Origin of the sequence: Paenibacillus tianjinensis (assembly GCF_017086365.1) — a bacterium.
Classification (GTDB): domain Bacteria; phylum Bacillota; class Bacilli; order Paenibacillales; family Paenibacillaceae; genus Paenibacillus_AQ; species Paenibacillus_AQ tianjinensis.
In genome coordinates this window covers 4,010,877-4,027,835 of record NZ_CP070969.1, presented here as the reverse complement: position 1 = coordinate 4,027,835, position 16,959 = coordinate 4,010,877, and the positions used below count along the sequence as shown (strand labels likewise).

Here is a 16,959-nt window from a genome sequence, read left to right as displayed (position 1 = left end):
CTTGTTCCAGCTAATCAGCCTCATATCGGCCTGGGCAATTCCGGTCATGATCACATTCATTCCGCTTTATGCTTTTACCCGCAAGGTTCCTGTTTATGAGTCCTTCGTGGAAGGAGCCAAGGACGGCTTCGGGACCGCCATAGCCATTATTCCGCATCTTGTCGGCATGCTGGTGGCCATCAGCGTGTTCCGTGCATCCGGCGCACTGGATTTCCTGATGGGCTTCATCGCACCGGCGCTGCAGGGGCTTGGCGTGCCGCCTGAGGTGCTGCCGCTTGGCCTGCTCCGCCCGCTGACAGGCACTGGCTCGCTCGCCTATACGACAGATCTCATCCGCGTCCATGGGCCGGATTCGCTGATCGGCATGATTGCCTCCACCATCCAGGGCAGCACAGACACTACCCTGTACGTGCTAACCGTTTATTTCGGCGCCGTGGGCATCCGCAACGGGCGGTACGCGCTAAAGGTCGGCTTGTTCTCCGATATTGTCGGCTTTGTCGCAGCCATCGCCATATGCATGCTGGCGTTTGGGTAGAACATACAGCTGGCGTGTGAAAATAGTTACCGGCCGTGTCAGGTAAAACCTAAACTGATGGTAAATCATTTGACTTCTTCTTGTAGAGCTCGAATGGATTTCCCGACGGTTTGGGTTTTTCGTGTTTTTTTGGCCAGTTTATTGTGAAATACTTTATTTCCTTAAATTGGGGGATGTGTTAAGGTCATGGGGAATAAGTCATCATTAAATTACCTATTCCAGAGCACTGTTAAGAATAAGGGGATATAAGTATGCAGTTTATTCTTATCTTACTGGCCTGTTATGCAGGGGTCTTATATTATCTATTTAATTATGCTGCAGTTGTATTGCAGGAGGAATGGGATATTGACAGAAGATGGCTCCTCAAAAAAGCCGGCTGTATCCTAGGAGCATGGGTACTGCTTTCAGCACTGAATTATTTGTTACTATTATTGAACGCGGAATTTCTTGGCCGGAGTGAATTTATTTTCATAAATGTTTTTTGCGGAGCCGTGGGTTTCTCGGCAGGACTCGGCTTTTTCGCAGACAGACGGATATTCAGCGCGGTTATTTCTCTCCTTTACCTGTTTGACCTGTTTCAGTTCAATCGTTTTGCCGCAGCGGTGACTGGAGACTCTTTACAGGACAGCGGGATTGGCTGGGGCGGAATGTTCAGCCTGTTTATAAACTTTGCTGTGTTTGCTCTCACTTTGTTGGCTGATCATTTTATTAGCCTGGAAGAACCGGAGAATAAATTCTGGTAATTTCGTTTTTTTTGTTGCCCTCACCCTCACGGGGTGAGGGTTTGCTTTTGCCTTCAAGTGCAGCGGATGGGCGAAAGTAACGGAGGGAGTTTTGGAATTGGAGGAGCAATAGCGTCCGCCTGAAAGCTTTCCGTAGGAAAGCCCGCATCGTAAGCATGGGTTTAGGTTTGGATTTCCACCACTAACAGCGGTACAAATCAAGAAATCTGCAGACAACAGCGGCCGGAAATCCAAAAGTTCCCGCAGTTACGGCAGCAGCCCATCAGTTTGATTTTCAAGAAACACCCGTCACCCCGCCCTCTCCCTAATCATATGCTATTGCAGCAACACGGAGGGAGGCCCATGCGATGGAATATAAAGGGTTCATACTGCATCATTCCCGCTGTCCGTCTATTAATGGGAAAGGATTTGACTTTTGGGTGGCCAAGGATGGCGAAATCTACGCCGGCCCCCTGTTAACAGACCCGGATCATATCCATGTCTGTCTGGAGGGGAACTACGGGGAGCAAGAGGAAGCTTCGCAGCTGACTGGCCGTAAAAGACAGCTGTTTGCTGCAGGCAAGCTCATTTTGGAGCTGGCTGCACGTTATGAAATATCCCCTTTGCTCATCGAACCGCATAGCAATTCGTGCCCGGGAGGATTTTTTCCATGGAATGAACTTGTGATTTATCCCGCTGATGGTTATCATTAACCTGAGGTGAGTAGTCGAAAATGGAAAGATTACAGAAAATTTTGGCGCAAGCAGGTGTTGCGTCCAGACGCAAATGTGAAGAAATGATTTTGGCCGGTAAAGTGGAAGTCAACGGGGAACTCGTAACTACGCTTGGCACGAAGGTGGACCCCGAACAAGATATTATTAAAGTGGCCGGTAAGCTGATCCGGGGCGAGAATAAAATCTACATCATGTTCAACAAGCCCAAAGGCGTGATCACCAGCGCATCCGATGATAAGGGCCGCAAGGTAGTAACAGACTATCTGAAGGGCATCAAAGAGCGCGTATATCCTGTAGGCCGTTTGGATTATGACACGGAAGGGCTGCTGCTGCTGACGAATGACGGGGAGTTTGCTAATCTGCTTACCCATCCGAAGCATCACGTGCCGAAGACGTATCTGGCCACGGTCAAGGGTATACCGCACGGAACAGCCCTGGACAAGCTTAAGGCGGGCATCAAGCTGGAGGACGGTATGACCGCTCCGGCGGAAGTGGAATACAAGGATGTGGATGAAGTGAATAAGGAATCCGTCATCAGCATTACGATTCATGAAGGACGCAACCGTCAGGTACGCCGCATGTTCGAAGCGATTGCCCACCCTGTGATCCGTCTGAAACGGATTTCCTTCGGGGACATTTTGCTGCAGAATCTTAAGCGCGGCTCCTACCGCCATCTGACCAAGGATGAAATTAACCATCTGCAGCAAATTGCTAAGGCTGGTGCGCTAAAAGCAAATACGACACGCAAAGACACATAAAGTTCACAATTCCCTCTCCTAAAACTGTGACAATATTCGGTATAATGTTCATAGGATGTTCACACCTGACAACTAAAGTATGAGTTGCGTCACAGAAGGGGGCTTCGCGTGTGGGCAAAGCGAGAAAGCCGATTCAAATCGTAATTCTTTCAGTAATACTTTTGCTTGGAGGTTATGCAATCGGTTCCTCGGTGTTCGGGGGAGACGGAAAGCCCAGGGAAGGTGGTAAAGCGCCATCCTTTGAGCTGCTTGGCCTCGACGGCTTGACCCATACGCTTGAGGAGTACAAGGGCAAGTCGGTGGTGCTTAATTTCTGGGGTTCCTGGTGCGGCCCTTGCGTGAAGGAGATGCCTGCTCTGCAGGCACAATGGGAGAAGTGGAAGGATCAAGGAGTTGTAGTCATTGGAGTGAACGTCGGCGAAGACCAGATGACGGTGGAGAATTTCGTCAAGCTGGTTGACATCGATTTCCCGGTTGTCATGGACTCCGGGCGCAGCGCTGTCCGCAGTTATGGCGTTTCTCCTTTGCCTACTACTTTTTTCATTAATACTAAGGGCAAAGTGGACAGCATTCATATCGGGCAGCTCGATCTGGATTCACTTGACGGGCAAATCGGAAAGCTGGTGAACCCATGAACGGGCGGGAGCCGCTGATCAGCAATACCAAATGTGAATGCGGCCATCAGAATCCGGTAGGTACCGTACTCTGTGAAGCCTGCGGCAAGCCGCTGGACGAGAAGGACCGCGAGTCTGCGGACAATCTCGAAATGCGCTATGACGGTGTTGCCCGCCGTTCACAGCGTGTGAACCCGGGGATAATCGACCTGGTCTGGAACTTTTTCTCCTCTGTCAAAATAGCGATTTACCTGATTGTACTGACTCTGCTGGGTTCCATGCTGGGCACGATTTTTCCCCAGGAGAGCACCTTTCTTAATATTGATGCCTCAACCTATTACAAAGAAACGTACGGAACAGCCGGGAATATTTATTATAGACTCGGCCTTTCGCACACCTATGAATCCTGGTGGTTTGTAACACTGCTGGTGATGATTGGCGCTTCACTCGTCATCTGCAGTTTAGACCGTGTCCTTCCGCTGTATAAGGCGCTGACCCGGCAGAAGATCCGGAAGCACCGCCAATTCCTGACCCGCCAGAAGGTTGTGCTGGTAACGAAGGTGGAGGAGGAACCGGAAGTCTGGGTGGCCCGGCTAAGTGAACCGCTGAGGAAAAAGGGCTACCGCGTCAAGACGGACGGAGGCGCATTGCTGGCCGAGAAACACCGCTTTAGCCGCTGGGGACCGTATGTAATACATATTGGTCTAATTATATTTTTGCTCGCTGTATTGGCGAGAGGATTGCCGGGACTCAACATGGACCAGCATCTTGCCTTTCCGCAGGGTGAGGTTACGAAGATTCCGGATACGACGTATTATCTGAAAAACGAGAAGTTCACCGTTGAATTCTATACGGATGAGGAAATGCCTGAGGAGTTCCGCGGCAAAAAAGTTCTGCCCAAGCTGTACGAGACCAAGGCTGTGCTCTATGAATGTACTGCAGACTGTACCGACCCGTCCAAGGAGCCTAAGCTTTCAGAAGTTGCCGTTCATGACATCCAGGTGAACTCGCCGCTTAGCTACAAAGGTTTGAAAGCGTATCAGTTTGACTATGACCTGACCCCTGTGCTGCGTTCCGTGCAGCCGGAGCTCGTTAACAGCGCTACCGGAGAAGGGTATGGCAAATTCAAGCTTGATATGAAGAACCCGCAGCGCACATACCAGTCCGGGCCTTACACCCTTTCGCTCAAAGAAAAATATATGGATTTCGGCTTGAACGATGAGGGACAGCCGGTCTCCAAATCGCCTTATCCGAATGCGCCCGCATTCCTCTTCCTCATTACAGGGCCGGATCTGCCGGCGGAGGGGCAGCAATATTTTTATTTTCCGAAACAGGTGGATAAAGAGCAGTTCCAGCAGCAGGCCATCAATGACAAGCTGGGTGGCAGCGGACGTTTTCTGGAGCTTGAAGTGCAGGGCATGAGCGATGTTGATTTTGCTGAATCCACAACCTATCTCAACATCCGTGTAGACCGGGCGATGCCCTTTGTCTGGGTGGGTGCAGGGATCGTAATGCTTGGACTCGTGCTGGGCTTTTACTGGCAGCATAGACGCATTTGGTTAAATCTTGAGAACGGTGAGCTTGTCCTTGGAGGGCACACTAACAAGAATTGGTTCGGCTTCCGCCGTGAGATCGTTTCTATTCTGTACAAGGTAGACGTCATAGTCGATGAAAAATCATTGGACAACGGAGGAGGTCTGGCATGAGCCTGCTCGATTTCAGCAGTGATGTCTTTATAGCCGCATTCTTTTTATACAGCGGTGCATTTATGTTGTTCACGATCGCCATCATGGGCCGCCGGTGGTCCGGCAGAAAGCCCGAGGAGCATACCGCCCGCTGGGGAAGAATCGCTTTTATTGCCTCTTCCGTAGGGCTGCTCTGCCATATCGCTTATTTCATTACCCGCTGGATGGGCTCGGGGCATATTCCCGTCAGCAATATGTATGAATTCATGACCTTTTTATCGATGATGGTGATGGTGGCCTTTACGGTGATCTTTGCCATCTACCGCAAAATCATTCTAGGGGTATTCGCAGTTCCAATTTCTATTATAGTGATGGCGTATGCGGCGGTGTTTCCGCAGGAGGTTCAGCCGCTGATTCCATCATTGAAATCCATTTATCTGAATATCCACGTCACGCTTGCTGCGCTCGGGGAATCCTTTTTCGCCGTCGGTTTTGCCGCCGGACTGATGTACTTGCTGCGCACTGTTAATTTTGCGAGCAAGGAGCGGAGTGACCGCAAGCAGCAGAGGCTGGTTGAATTTACTCTCTTTTCAATCATTGTTATAATTGGATTTCTCGGGAGTGTATTTGCCTTCCGCAGTGCCGGATACGAATCTGTTTTTGTCCGCAGCAACGTTACGATTGACAGCTCCGGGCAGGAAGATAGTACAATAGAGAAAGTGAGTTATAAAATGCCGCCGATTGTGGCACCTTACCATAGCGAAACAGAGGTTTTCCAGTCGTTTCTTGGAATAAAACAGCCGCTGTTCGAAGCACCCTCATGGATGAATGGCGTTAATGCCGGACGAAAGTTCAATACCGTTATATGGTCGCTGCTTTCCGGTCTCATTTTATACGGAATTCTTCGTCTTGCTGTGCGCAAACCGCTGGGCAATGCAATTCATCCGGTACTGGACGGAATTGACGAGAATGATCTTGATGAAATTACGTACAGGGCGATTGCCATCGGCTTTCCGATTTTTACACTGGGGGCATTGATCTTTGCAATGATCTGGGCTCAGGTTGCCTGGGGCCGGTTTTGGGGCTGGGACCCCAAGGAGGTCTGGGCGCTTGTTACATGGCTGTTCTACAGTGCATATCTCCATTTGCGGCTGGCACGCGGGTGGCAGGGACGCAAGTCCGCATGGCTCGCCGTATTGGGTTTTTTGGTTGTAATGTTTACCCTTGTAGGTGTAAATCTGGTCATCGCCGGGCTTCATTCTTATGCGGGGACAGACTGAGTATACGGTATTCGCAGTTGCAGCACAGGAATCTAGTACGTACTAGGGTAACGTTCAACTGTATTTGATGAAGGGGTTGTTGTTAATGGCAGAGCATTTGAATAGAATTCTGGTGGTGGATGACGAAGAACGTATTCGCCGCCTGCTGAAAATGTATCTTGAAAAAGAAGGCTACGAAATTGACGAGGCGGAAGATGGCGAAATCGCTTTGCGCAAAGCAACGGCTAATGATTACGGCCTCATCCTGCTCGATGTTATGCTGCCGGGTATCGACGGGATCGAAGTGCTTACGAGACTCAGAGGCGTCAAATCGACTCCGGTCCTGATGCTGACTGCCAAGGGTGAAGAGATTAACCGGGTGCAGGGCTTTGAAATGGGTGCAGATGACTATGTCGTTAAGCCGTTCAGTCCGCGTGAAGTGATTTACCGGGTAAAGGCGATTATGCGCCGTTCTTCGGCAACAGCGTTTTTATCGAAAGAGAGCAATTCCAGCAACAACATTGTATTCCCTCATCTCATTATTGAGCATGATGCCCACCGCGTAACGGCAGGCGGGCAGGAAGTGAGTCTGACGCCGAAGGAATATGAGCTGCTTCATTATTTGGCAATCTCACCGGACAAAGTTTTCTCCCGTGAAGAACTGCTTAAGGATGTCTGGAATTATGAGTTTTTCGGAGATTTACGTACGGTGGACACGCATGTCAAACGGCTTCGTGAGAAACTGAATAAAGTATCACCGGAATCGGCAGCAATGATCACCACGGTATGGGGAGTAGGCTACAAGCTTGAGGTACCTAAATAGGTGAACTTCTGGAGAAGCCTTGTCGGCAAGCTGTGGGTCACGATCATCTGCCTTGTTGCCGTCGTACTCATTACGCTAGGGCTGTTCCTGCTGCCTTATATCGACAGCAATTTCGCCAATTCCGGGGCGATCAAACGTTTATTTATGTATACCTGTATGATTGGGTTTTCATTGACAACGTTTTTTGCGTTGTTCCTGTTTACGAAGATTACCCAGCCCATGCAGCAGGTGATTGAAGCGGCCAACAATATCCGCCGCGGCGAATACGGCACGAGGCTGAATCTCCGGACAAGCGACGAAATCGGCCAGCTCGCCACATCATTTAATCACATGGCTGAAGAGCTGGAGGAGAATATCCGCAGTCTAAATCACGAGAAGGGACATCTGTCCAGTGTTCTGCGCAGCATGACCGACGCCGTGATTACGTTTGATATTGATGGACAGATCATACTCACGAATCCGCATGGACAGAAGCTGCTGGAGGCCTGGGGGGATCTGGAGCCGGTCCTTGAGGAAGATAGCGATGCTGAGCAGGATCTGCATGGCGGAGCTGCTGGAGCAGTTCCTGTTCCGCTCCGGCCGGTCTTCTTCAGTACACTGAGCCAGGGAGGAGATCAGCGCTCCAATGTGCATGTCCGGCAAGGCGTGTGGTCTGTGCATATGGCTCCGCTGTATTCGGAGGGGAATCTCCGTGGTGCTGTAGCCGTGCTGCGCGATGTAACGGAAGAAGTAAGGCTTGAGAAAATGCTTCGTGATTTCGTAGCGAATGTCTCGCATGAAATCCGCACACCGCTTTCGATGATGCAGGGTTACAGTGAAGCACTCCTGGACGGTATGGCCTCCTCACCGGAAGAGAGCAGTGAGCTTGTGCAGGTTATTCATGATGAATCGCTACGGATGGGCCGGCTTGTTAAAGACCTGCTGGATCTTGCCCGGATGGAAGCGGGGCATACAGATATGAATAAAACACAGGTGGATATGGACGAACTGCTCGAGCGGATCTACCGCAAATTCTCCGTGCGGGCTAAGGAACGGGACATCATTCTTGAGCTCCATAAGACAGAAAGCGCTCTGCTGCTTAAATCGGCGGATGTAGATAAGCTGGAACAGGTTTTGACCAATCTGCTGGATAATGCCTTCAGGCATACCCCTGCTGATAAACATATCTCGATCATCACCGGCTCTGCGGTACTTGAAGGGCGCCGCTATCTGGAGATTGCGATCCGGGATGAAGGCGCAGGAATTCATCCGGAGGATTTGCCCTTTATCTTCGAACGTTTCTACAAAGCCGACAAGGCGCGGGTGCGCGGAGAATCCGGAGGCACCGGGCTGGGGCTGGCGATTGTTAAAAATATCGTCGAGTCGCATCACGGGCAGATTTTTGCCACAAGTAAACTTGGCGAAGGCACGACCTTTACGCTAAGACTTCCTGTCGAAAAACAGTAAATACAGACCAAGACTGACGGCGCCTCTGACTGCAGAGGTGCTTTTTGTTGAAAGGACAACTTTATTCTTGTTCATCGTGGAACGTATAGGAGGCATCTAGTCATGATTTTATCATTGGACCAAGGCACGACCAGCTCTCGGGCCATCCTTTTTAATCAGCAGGCGGGTATGGTTTCCCAGGGGCAATATGAGATTAAGCAGTCCTTTCCCCGCCCGGGGTGGGTGGAGCATGATCCCGAGCAGATCTGGGAGAGCCAGCTCTCAGCGGCCAGAGATGCGATTCAGGCCAGCGGAATAACGGCTGAGGAAATATCATGTATCGGCATCACAAATCAGCGCGAAACCGCACTGATTTGGGACAAAGCAACGGGAGAACCGATTTATCCGGCCATCGTGTGGCAGGACCGGCGTACGGCAGAACAGTGTGAGGAGATCAAACGTCAAGGCCTGGCTGCTGAAATCGCCCGCAAGACAGGTCTGGTGGTGGATGCCTATTTCTCGGCTACCAAGCTGGCCTGGATTCTAGATCATGTTACAGGTGCCAGGGAACGTGCTGAGCGGGGAGAGCTGCTTGCCGGGACAATTGACAGTTGGCTTATCTGGAAGCTCACAGGAGGCGCTGTGCACGCTACAGACGTGACGAATGCTTCACGGACCATGCTGTTCAATCTGCATGAACGCAGATGGGACGAGCAGCTCATCGAACAGCTGCGGATTCCCCGCCTCATGCTGCCTGAGGTACGGATGTCCGGCGGCGATTTCGGTACAGCTGAGGCCCGGTGGTTCGGTGCGGAGATTCCTATCTGTTCTGTGCTTGGTGATCAGCAGGCCGCATTATTCGGTCATACATGCCTTGAGGCAGGCAGTGCCAAAAACACATACGGAACAGGCTGCTTTATTCTGATGAACACAGGAACCGAGCCAGTTGCCTCCAAGCATGGTCTGCTGACGACTGTTGCCTGGGGGATGGGGGATGAACTGTATTATGCGCTGGAAGGCAGTGTGTTTGTAGCCGGAGCAGCCGTACAATGGCTTCATGAAGGCCTGGGATTAATCGAAGGGCCGTCTGATTCGGAGAACAAAGCTGCTGAAGTAGTGGACAGTGAAGGCGTTGTGGTCGTGCCTGCCTTTACCGGCCTTGGGGCCCCCTATTGGGATATGTATGCCCGCGGAGCTGTGTTTGGGCTAACCCGGGGCACAACGGCTGGACATCTGGTCCGGGCGACCCTGGAATCGCTGGCCTTCCAGTCACGCGATGTTATCGGCGCCATGGAGAAAGATGCCGGCATGCCGCTGACCGGACTGCGTGTAGACGGCGGTGCGGTACGCAACGACCTGCTGATGCAGTTTCAGGCCGATATTCTCGGCAGTGAGGTGACCCGCACGACCTACGCAGAGACGACAGCGCTCGGGGCTGCCCTGCTGGCAGGGCTAACCTCCGGGATATGGTCTAGGGAACAGCTGGAGAGCTTCAATAAGGCCGAGAAGGACTTCTTGCCCCAGATGGGTGAAGAGGAGCGGGAACGCCGCTATGACGCCTGGAAGGACGCTGTGTCACGGACGATGGGGTGGGAGAAGCATGAAAGCCGAGGTTAGCAGCATTGGATAGAAATACATTACGTTGGCTTTATAATCCTGACTTAATCAAAAAGCAACCTGAAGACTAGTATAGCTAGCCTTCAGGTTGCTTTTTGGTTAGTTCAATGAATAAGTGCTTAGTATTCCATCACAAAGGCTACGTTCTGCCAGCCGGCGCCGACCGTCCAGAAAAGAACCTTGTCGCCCCGCTCAATCTTGCCGGTAGTCACTGCTTTATGAAGAGCGACAAAGGGGCTGCTCGTCGAAGTATAGCCGAACTCATCGCCGATATAGACGGCAGCGTCGCTGCCGATACCGGTTTTGTCAGATACGGCACGAATGTTTGGCAGGGATAACTGGGAGAAGCATGCCGCTTTAATGGTTTCAGGAGCAATCCCGTTATCACTCAGAAGCGTATTGATAGACTCTGAGGCTGCATCCACACAAATGGAATCGTCAAAAGGAATAAACTTTACGTTGAACTCACCTTTGCCTACCCCGCGGCGGCCAAGGTTCGCCATCCCTTCTGCAGGGAACATCGAATTGCCATAGACGCAGGTGTCTGTCTGGTAAATGGAATCGATGAAGCCAACGGAATTCTCATCACGCTCGAGGATCACTGCCGCGGCAGCGTCTCCGAAGTTGGCATAGTAGACCGGATCATTCCTGTCGGCATGCGGCGCCACGTGGTCCGATCCGATAACCAGTGCCCGGCGGATTCTCGGGTTAGCCATCATCTGGCGGCTTACCTGTTCTACAGAAGCGGTCATACCGGCGCAGTTCGCATTGCTGTCGATGCAAATGGTATGGGAGGCACCGCCGATCAGCCGGTGAATCATCAGCGAGTTCGTAGGAAAGATGTATTCAGGAGTCTGACTGGCATAAGCGATAAGGTCAATGTCAGCACCGGTAAGGCCTGTCTTGTCCAGTACATTGCTTGCTGCCTCAAAGGCCATAGTCAGGGAATTCTCTTCCTCGTTGTCAATACTGTAGCGGCTCTCACGGCCCAGAGCTGTCAGGAGTCCGCGGATATCTATACCCTTTTCATCAAAATGCTGTATGAAAAAGTCATTATCAATCTTTTTACTTGGATGATAGATATCAATATCCTTAATACGTATTCCGGCCATGGTAGCCCTCCTGTAAAGTTAGTGGAGTAATGCTCTTAAACGATCGAAGTGATTTCCAGGTTTTCTAGTCCTGCTTTGCGGCCAAGACGGGCGAGCTGCATTTTGAGGATCGGATTGTTTTCAAGGGTCAGGCTTACTTTTTCGAAACCGTCTGCTTTGAACATGATGAAGCAGCCTTCCAGCAGCGGCACAACATCTGGAGCAGTAACATTTAGCTTTCTGCAGTCGATCTGCAGAGAATATTCAGATGGTGTGATCGGATTGACCGTCTGCTGATAGGCTTGAATCGATTTAAGGCCGTCCTCATTGGAGAAGGTACCTTCTAATTCGACATTAATGACCTTGTTAACAGAATCGGTTTTCAAAATAAATTTACCCATGTGCTCATCTCTCCCAAAATTGAATGTGTGTGTCTTCTGCAAAATATGCAGCCGGCCAGCATTGGTCGGCTATTATATATCCAAAAACTAGAAGTTTTAAGTCGGTTTTCGACAAGAAACTTTAGGTAATGGGATAATTTGCCTTAATATAACCATAATATTCTCATTTGTGCAAGAAAAAAGTCGAATCATGCATTAAAATGCCGCTAATCAATTTATTGGATTTCTTCGAGTGTGGCAAGCAGGACATTAAAGGCGGAAATGATTCTCGGAGCACCGACGCACGGTACTAGATGAAGCAAGATCCCTTTGATCTGATCCACGGTCATACCGACTCGCAGCGCCATCACATAATGAACCCCTAATTGCTCAAACTGTCCCATGGTGATCAGAGAGGAAATGACGGCAATTTCCTTCCAGTCAGAACCGATCGTAGTGCGCTGAAAAATGTCACCGTAAGCATTACCCATGATGTACTCAGCCAATTCCGGAAAATGCTCTTTAATTGGAGCCAGAGCTTTGGCGCCATAGTCACCGGACAGATTGGAGAAGTGCTTTAGACCGCTGTTAACCGTATTTTCCACTGAAGATACCTCCTGAAATTTGATAGCATTTCGAAAGAACATGACAGGTTTGAGTTGTGCCGGTGAATCCGGTTAGTTGAGATTTAAGGTGCGGTGGGCCGTTGGAGGCATTTCATCACGGTCGGTCAGCAGCTCAATAACAGCTACCCGGTTTGACGCTACAGCAGCATTTACGGCCGCAGAGAATTGGTCAGCTGTCTCGCATCTGTAGCCGGTCGCTCCGAGTGATTCGGCGAATTTCACTGCGTCCATCGGAACTTCGAAGATCGTGCCATCGATTCTGCCAGTTGTTTTTTCCATACCCTTTAGAGCCATATCCAGCTGCATGTTGTTGACCACGATAAAAATAACCGGAATGTTTTTGCACACTGCGGTGTTTATTTCCGCGCCAAGCATCATAAAGCAGCCGTCTCCGGTAATGCAGAATACCGTTTCTTCCGGCGCAGCAACTTTAGCGCCTATAGCCATACCGATGGCATTGCCCATGCAGGCAAAATAAGCATCGAAAATAAAGCTGCCGGGTTTCTTCACGTTGTACCATTTCACGGCATTGAAGCCATGGCTGCCATCATCCACAAAAACTGAACTGTTATATGGGATCAGGTCACTAAATGTACTCATTACCGAAGCAAGTGAAAGTTTAGGCAGTACTGGTAATTTTTCTGCATAATGAACATCGGCTTTTGTTTCATGTTTTTTAATAGTATCTCTATCGATATTCTGCAGGTAGTAAGCCAGATTGTCACGAACATCACCGCTAACCGGGATAGTCTGTGAGTTCAGAATTTTACCGACATAAGTAGGATCGACATCGAATTGGATCAGGGTAGCCGGATGATTCTCCGCCTTAAGATTACAGATGGTCATATCACTGAGGCGTGAACCAAGCACAATATACAGGTCGCTGCTATTCAGCAAATCATCACCATGACTGCATCCTCCCACACCGACCGGGCCATGATACAGCGGGTGATCCCAGGCAATGGCGCCTTTGCCCCCGGGAGAAGTAACCACAGGAATATTGAACGTTTCCGCCAGCTGCGCAAGCTCCTGGTGGGCACCGGATCGATTGACGCCCTTACCAGCGACAATAAGAGGATTAGAGGCCTTATTAATGGCGGAGACTACCCGCTCGAAATTAGCGATGCTGATGACGGGCTCGCGCTCAGGAATCACAATTCGGCATTCTTCGAGCCTTTCGGTCTGGACATCAAAGGGGAGGCATAAGTGGACCGGTCCACGCTGACCGCCTAAAGCAATAGAGACAGCATGATTAAAGAGGGTACTGAAATGATCGCCGCGCTCTACCAGCTTGCTGAATAGCGTAGCGGGTCTGAACATCTCTGCCAGATCCGCCAGATAGGATGAGGAATCCTGACACTGGGGAATCCCCAGCTCCTTTATGGACTGATGTCCGGTAATAAACAGGACAGGAAGGTTATTCGCCTTGGCATGGGCTGCAGCAGTGAGTAAATTCGTTCCGCCGGGTCCTGAGGTGCCGAAGGCTACCCCGAGATTACCGGTTTTAAGAGCATAGCCGGCGGCTTCGAATCCGGAGCTTGATTCATGTCTTCCTGGAATAAACTCAATGCCGTAATCAACCATTTTGAGAACAACAGGACAAATAGATTTGCCAATGATACCAAAGGAATGTGTTACACCGAGGTTTCGTAGTGCCTCAGCCATATAATCTGCGACTGTTTTCAAAAGCTCCACCCTATCCATTGTGTATTTATCTTACGAAAATAGAAAACCTGTACTCAGGGAGTACAGGCGGTTGCTTAAATAGTCATTTAGAACGTGAGAGGTCTCAAACGTTCCGGCTCTTAGGCAACCTGGCTGTCCTGGTCCCGATAAAATGAGACTGTAGATCCATGGCTTTGCGTCATTCCCTTTCGGAGAATTTTGCCAATAATTGTTTAAATTTTCATTGGATAATTTTACTTTACAATATATTTTTAACTCTATCTTTGTCAATATATTTTCTGCGGAAAAAATCAGAAATTGACGAATTGCAGAACTTTAATCGGGATATATGGAATGAAAAAAATGTCTTATAATGCAAATGCTAACCACTACTTGAACGGTTAGTGAAGATAGGGATAAGCTTCCAACACCAAAAAAGAAATGGGCTATATGTACTATTTATATAGAGTGATTGTAAATTCATGATGTGAATTAGATTAATTGGGGGAAAAGACCTAAACGGAGACGTACTGGTTATTATTAAGAAGTAAGGGAGCGGCAGAGGAGAAGTGCAAAGCATTATAGTCAGTTACTTCTATGAGTAAATCAAATTATGCGGAGGGTAAAGACACAAAAAAACTGCCGCTTAAGGTAAGCGGCAGCAATGGAATTAAGTAAATTAAAATTTGAAAATATGAATGGTTTTTTGCAGCTGGAAGACCGCTTGGGTCATTTTATCGGTCTCATCGGCTACGGACTGCAAGGCGTTAATCTGCTCATTCATGGCTGCGGATACTTCTTCAGTGCCGGCTGCAGTCTGCTGGGTGATCGCGGATATATTTTCAATGGCACTGGAGATCTTGAGCGCACTTTCCAGCATGAGGTCACTCTCCGCAGAGAAGGCAGAGATTTGTTCCGTTATGTATTGGACGCTTTGAACGATTTGCGAGAAAATATGTGCCGTTTCGACGATCATCTCATTCTGTACTTGAACCACTTCTTCATTGATTGCGATATTCTCCACAGCCTGCTTGATATCGGCTTCAATGCTGCGGACCAGACTGAAGACTTCTTTGGTGGAGGAAGTGGACTCTTCAGCGAGCTTTCGTACTTCCTGAGCGACAACGGCGAAACCGCGTCCATGCTCACCCGCACGTGCAGCCTCAATCGAGGCGTTCAGTGACAGCAGATTGGTCTGCTCGGCGATTTCAGTAATGCTCTTAGCAATCATCGAAATGCCGCGGGCATTTTGTGAGAGCGTCTCGATGGTGCTAGCCACCTTGTTCGTGGCTTCAATATTTTTGCGCATGCCTTCTGCCTGGGTATCAACGGACAGCCTGCCTTTTTCGACCAGTTCAAGCGTATGTATAGATCGTTTATTCATTTCTTTGGTAGAGCTTGTGTAGTTGGATACTTTCGTTTCAATATCTTTGATCGAATCCGTCATATCTGCAATGTCCACGGAAATTTCATTTGCCCCCTGGGCAAGTTCATTGGAGGAAGAAGCAACCTGTGCCATTACTATTTTTAGATTGTGGTTTTTGTCCTCAATGCCTCTGCTGGCATCCATTACATGGCGGGTGATCTGTGAAGCCTCTGTAAGAATTTTCTTCAGCTTGTCAATCATAGTGTTGAAGGAACGGCTGACCTCGCCCATAGATCCGTTTTCGTCTGCCCTCAGGGTGAAGTCACCTTTTGCAATCGTGTGAGTTACATTGGAAATATCGTCAAAAGAGGATGTAAGCGTTCTCTCTACATAGCGCGCAAGCGGATAAGTCAGACCGGCCAGTGCGGCAACGAGTACGATGCCGAGAATGATTTTGCCCATAATCACCATCGTGATTAAAACCGGGACAGCAAATAATGCAGCGACAAGATAACAACCGGCAACAATTCTCTGTTTTAACGGAAGCTTGGTCATCCAGTTCATAATAAAGTTCCCCCTAAAAAATATGGTGTGTATTGTAATATTATAGGTGATTAACGGGGGATCAGTCTATTGTAAGAACTGACATAAATCATCAATTAACCATGTCTAAAGAAAGGGTTGTTGCATTCTTTCTTCATATAAGGTGATGGTTTCCCGCAAGCTGGTCATCACAATGTCAATTAGTTCCTGAGGCCTGGTTACCAGAGTCTGTTGTCCTAAGGACAATATCATTTTGCAGGCAGATTCCAGTGTCTGGAAATCAGCATGGACTGTCAGCCAGCCGGCTCTGGAGGACGGCTCGATGCTTGTGACGGATACATACCGCTCCTGCTGAAGCGACGCTAATGCAGTTTCCTTGAGCAGCAAGGTGGCAGGGTAGCGGGGCAGTGTTGATTTGAAGGAGGATGTGGATTCCTCCCAATAGCGGGCCAGCTCAAATCCTGACGGACGGGTAAATGTATCGCAGGTGATTTCGGCATCGGTGATTCTGGAAACCCGGTAGGTCCTCATTCCATTGCTGCTTTCGGCAACGACATACCAGACACCGCGTTTGGCCACAAGTCCCAGCGGAGAAATCAGCCTAGCCTTGCATTCATCGCCATTACTGTAAGTGAGCGATACTTTTCGGTTCTCCCAGATAGCTTCCTGCAGCAGTGTAAGGAAAGGATAAGACTCACCAGAAGGATGCCATCCGGCACCGTCGATATGGATACGCGAACTCAGAAATTGGAGCGGAGAGTCTTGAGGTTTGGCTGCTGCTTCCAGTTTGCGGACAGCAGAAGAGAAATCATCCTGAATTCCCAGCGCTTCTAAGATAGAAGCATCTGCTGTCAGGAGCAAAGAGCCAATCTCATTCGGCTTCATTCCTGTCAAGGAAGTTCTGTAGCCTTCAGCAAGCATCCAGCCGCCATCACGGCCCCTTTCTGCCAGCACAGGGACTCCGGAGGCACTGAGCGCCTCCATGTCGCGTATAACGGTCCGCTCAGAGACCTCAAGCATACGTGCAAGCTCACGTGAGCTGAGTTTGCCTCGACTTTGCAGCAGAAGCATTATGGATAATAAGCGGTCTGCTCTCATTAAGTCACTAACTCCTCT

At 49.6% G+C, this 16,959-nt stretch carries 16 protein-coding genes and 1 riboswitch; of the genes, 10 read left to right on the top strand and 6 right to left on the bottom strand.

From position 1 onward, the window contains the following. Nucleotides 1-46 precede the first annotated feature (46 nt). From JRJ22_RS18390 to glpK, 10 genes are all read left to right on the top strand, one after another. On the top strand, nucleotides 47-535 hold the full coding sequence (locus JRJ22_RS18390; RefSeq protein ID WP_054942137.1) for a spore maturation protein: 489 nt from the start codon (nucleotides 47-49) through the stop codon (nucleotides 533-535). A gap of 251 nt (nucleotides 536-786) precedes the next feature. Continuing rightward, a complete protein-coding gene (locus tag JRJ22_RS18385; protein ID WP_206100876.1) occupies nucleotides 787-1,278 on the top strand; it encodes a hypothetical protein in 492 nt (163 codons plus the stop codon). 347 nt (nucleotides 1,279-1,625) lie between these two features. After that, nucleotides 1,626-1,970 (top strand): peptidoglycan recognition protein family protein, encoded by a 345-nt coding sequence (locus JRJ22_RS18380; protein WP_206100875.1) that lies wholly within the window; start codon nucleotides 1,626-1,628, stop codon nucleotides 1,968-1,970. A 20-nt stretch (nucleotides 1,971-1,990) separates the two neighbouring features. Next, the gene (locus JRJ22_RS18375) at nucleotides 1,991-2,749 is read left to right on the top strand and encodes a pseudouridine synthase (protein ID WP_206100874.1); all 759 of its coding nucleotides are present in this window, start codon (nucleotides 1,991-1,993) and stop codon (nucleotides 2,747-2,749) included. Between the two features lie 110 nt (nucleotides 2,750-2,859). Continuing rightward, nucleotides 2,860-3,384 carry a redoxin domain-containing protein gene (locus JRJ22_RS18370; RefSeq protein WP_206100873.1) on the top strand — a complete coding sequence of 175 codons (525 nt, stop codon included), beginning with the start codon at nucleotides 2,860-2,862 and terminating at the stop codon, nucleotides 3,382-3,384. Further along, nucleotides 3,381-5,069, top strand: a complete 1,689-nt coding sequence (gene resB / locus JRJ22_RS18365; RefSeq protein WP_232380888.1) for a cytochrome c biogenesis protein ResB — start codon at nucleotides 3,381-3,383, stop codon at nucleotides 5,067-5,069. Before JRJ22_RS18370 ends, resB begins: the two co-directional genes overlap by 4 nt. Beyond that, on the top strand, nucleotides 5,066-6,328 hold the full coding sequence (gene ccsA / locus JRJ22_RS18360; protein ID WP_206100872.1) for a cytochrome c biogenesis protein CcsA: 1,263 nt from the start codon (nucleotides 5,066-5,068) through the stop codon (nucleotides 6,326-6,328). Before resB ends, ccsA begins: the two co-directional genes overlap by 4 nt. An 85-nt stretch (nucleotides 6,329-6,413) precedes the next feature. After that, entirely contained in the window at nucleotides 6,414-7,130 is a 717-nt protein-coding gene (locus tag JRJ22_RS18355) for a response regulator transcription factor (protein ID WP_020427515.1), read from the top strand. Beyond that, the gene (locus JRJ22_RS18350) at nucleotides 7,131-8,576 is read left to right on the top strand and encodes an ATP-binding protein (protein ID WP_206100871.1); all 1,446 of its coding nucleotides are present in this window, start codon (nucleotides 7,131-7,133) and stop codon (nucleotides 8,574-8,576) included. Between the two features lie 102 nt (nucleotides 8,577-8,678). Then, complete coding sequence (glpK, locus tag JRJ22_RS18345; RefSeq protein ID WP_206100870.1) at nucleotides 8,679-10,172, top strand: glycerol kinase GlpK; 1,494 nt, start codon at nucleotides 8,679-8,681, stop codon at nucleotides 10,170-10,172. Nucleotides 10,173-10,291: 119 nt separating this feature from the next. Here glpK and JRJ22_RS18340 read toward each other — a convergent pair whose 3' ends face one another. The 6 genes from JRJ22_RS18340 to JRJ22_RS18315 form a co-directional block, all read right to left on the bottom strand. After that, the gene (locus JRJ22_RS18340) at nucleotides 10,292-11,284 is read right to left on the bottom strand and encodes a 3-oxoacyl-[acyl-carrier-protein] synthase III C-terminal domain-containing protein (RefSeq protein WP_206100869.1); all 993 of its coding nucleotides are present in this window, start codon (nucleotides 11,282-11,284) and stop codon (nucleotides 10,292-10,294) included. A gap of 35 nt (nucleotides 11,285-11,319) precedes the next feature. After that, on the bottom strand, nucleotides 11,320-11,664 hold the full coding sequence (locus tag JRJ22_RS18335; protein WP_206100868.1) for a hypothetical protein: 345 nt from the start codon (nucleotides 11,662-11,664) through the stop codon (nucleotides 11,320-11,322). Nucleotides 11,665-11,879: 215 nt separating this feature from the next. Next, nucleotides 11,880-12,248 (bottom strand): carboxymuconolactone decarboxylase family protein, encoded by a 369-nt coding sequence (locus tag JRJ22_RS18330; RefSeq protein WP_206100867.1) that lies wholly within the window; start codon nucleotides 12,246-12,248, stop codon nucleotides 11,880-11,882. Nucleotides 12,249-12,320: 72 nt separating this feature from the next. Then, nucleotides 12,321-13,964, bottom strand: coding sequence for a thiamine pyrophosphate-binding protein (locus JRJ22_RS18325; RefSeq protein ID WP_206105201.1), 1,644 nt, complete (start codon nucleotides 13,962-13,964; stop codon nucleotides 12,321-12,323). A gap of 110 nt (nucleotides 13,965-14,074) precedes the next feature. Next, a riboswitch (cyclic di-GMP riboswitch) is annotated at nucleotides 14,075-14,168 on the bottom strand. A gap of 445 nt (nucleotides 14,169-14,613) precedes the next feature. Continuing rightward, a complete protein-coding gene (locus tag JRJ22_RS18320) occupies nucleotides 14,614-15,864 on the bottom strand; it encodes a methyl-accepting chemotaxis protein (protein WP_206100866.1) in 1,251 nt (416 codons plus the stop codon). 105 nt (nucleotides 15,865-15,969) lie between these two features. Continuing rightward, nucleotides 15,970-16,941 (bottom strand): helix-turn-helix transcriptional regulator, encoded by a 972-nt coding sequence (locus JRJ22_RS18315; protein ID WP_206100865.1) that lies wholly within the window; start codon nucleotides 16,939-16,941, stop codon nucleotides 15,970-15,972. Nucleotides 16,942-16,959: the final 18 nt, after the last annotated feature.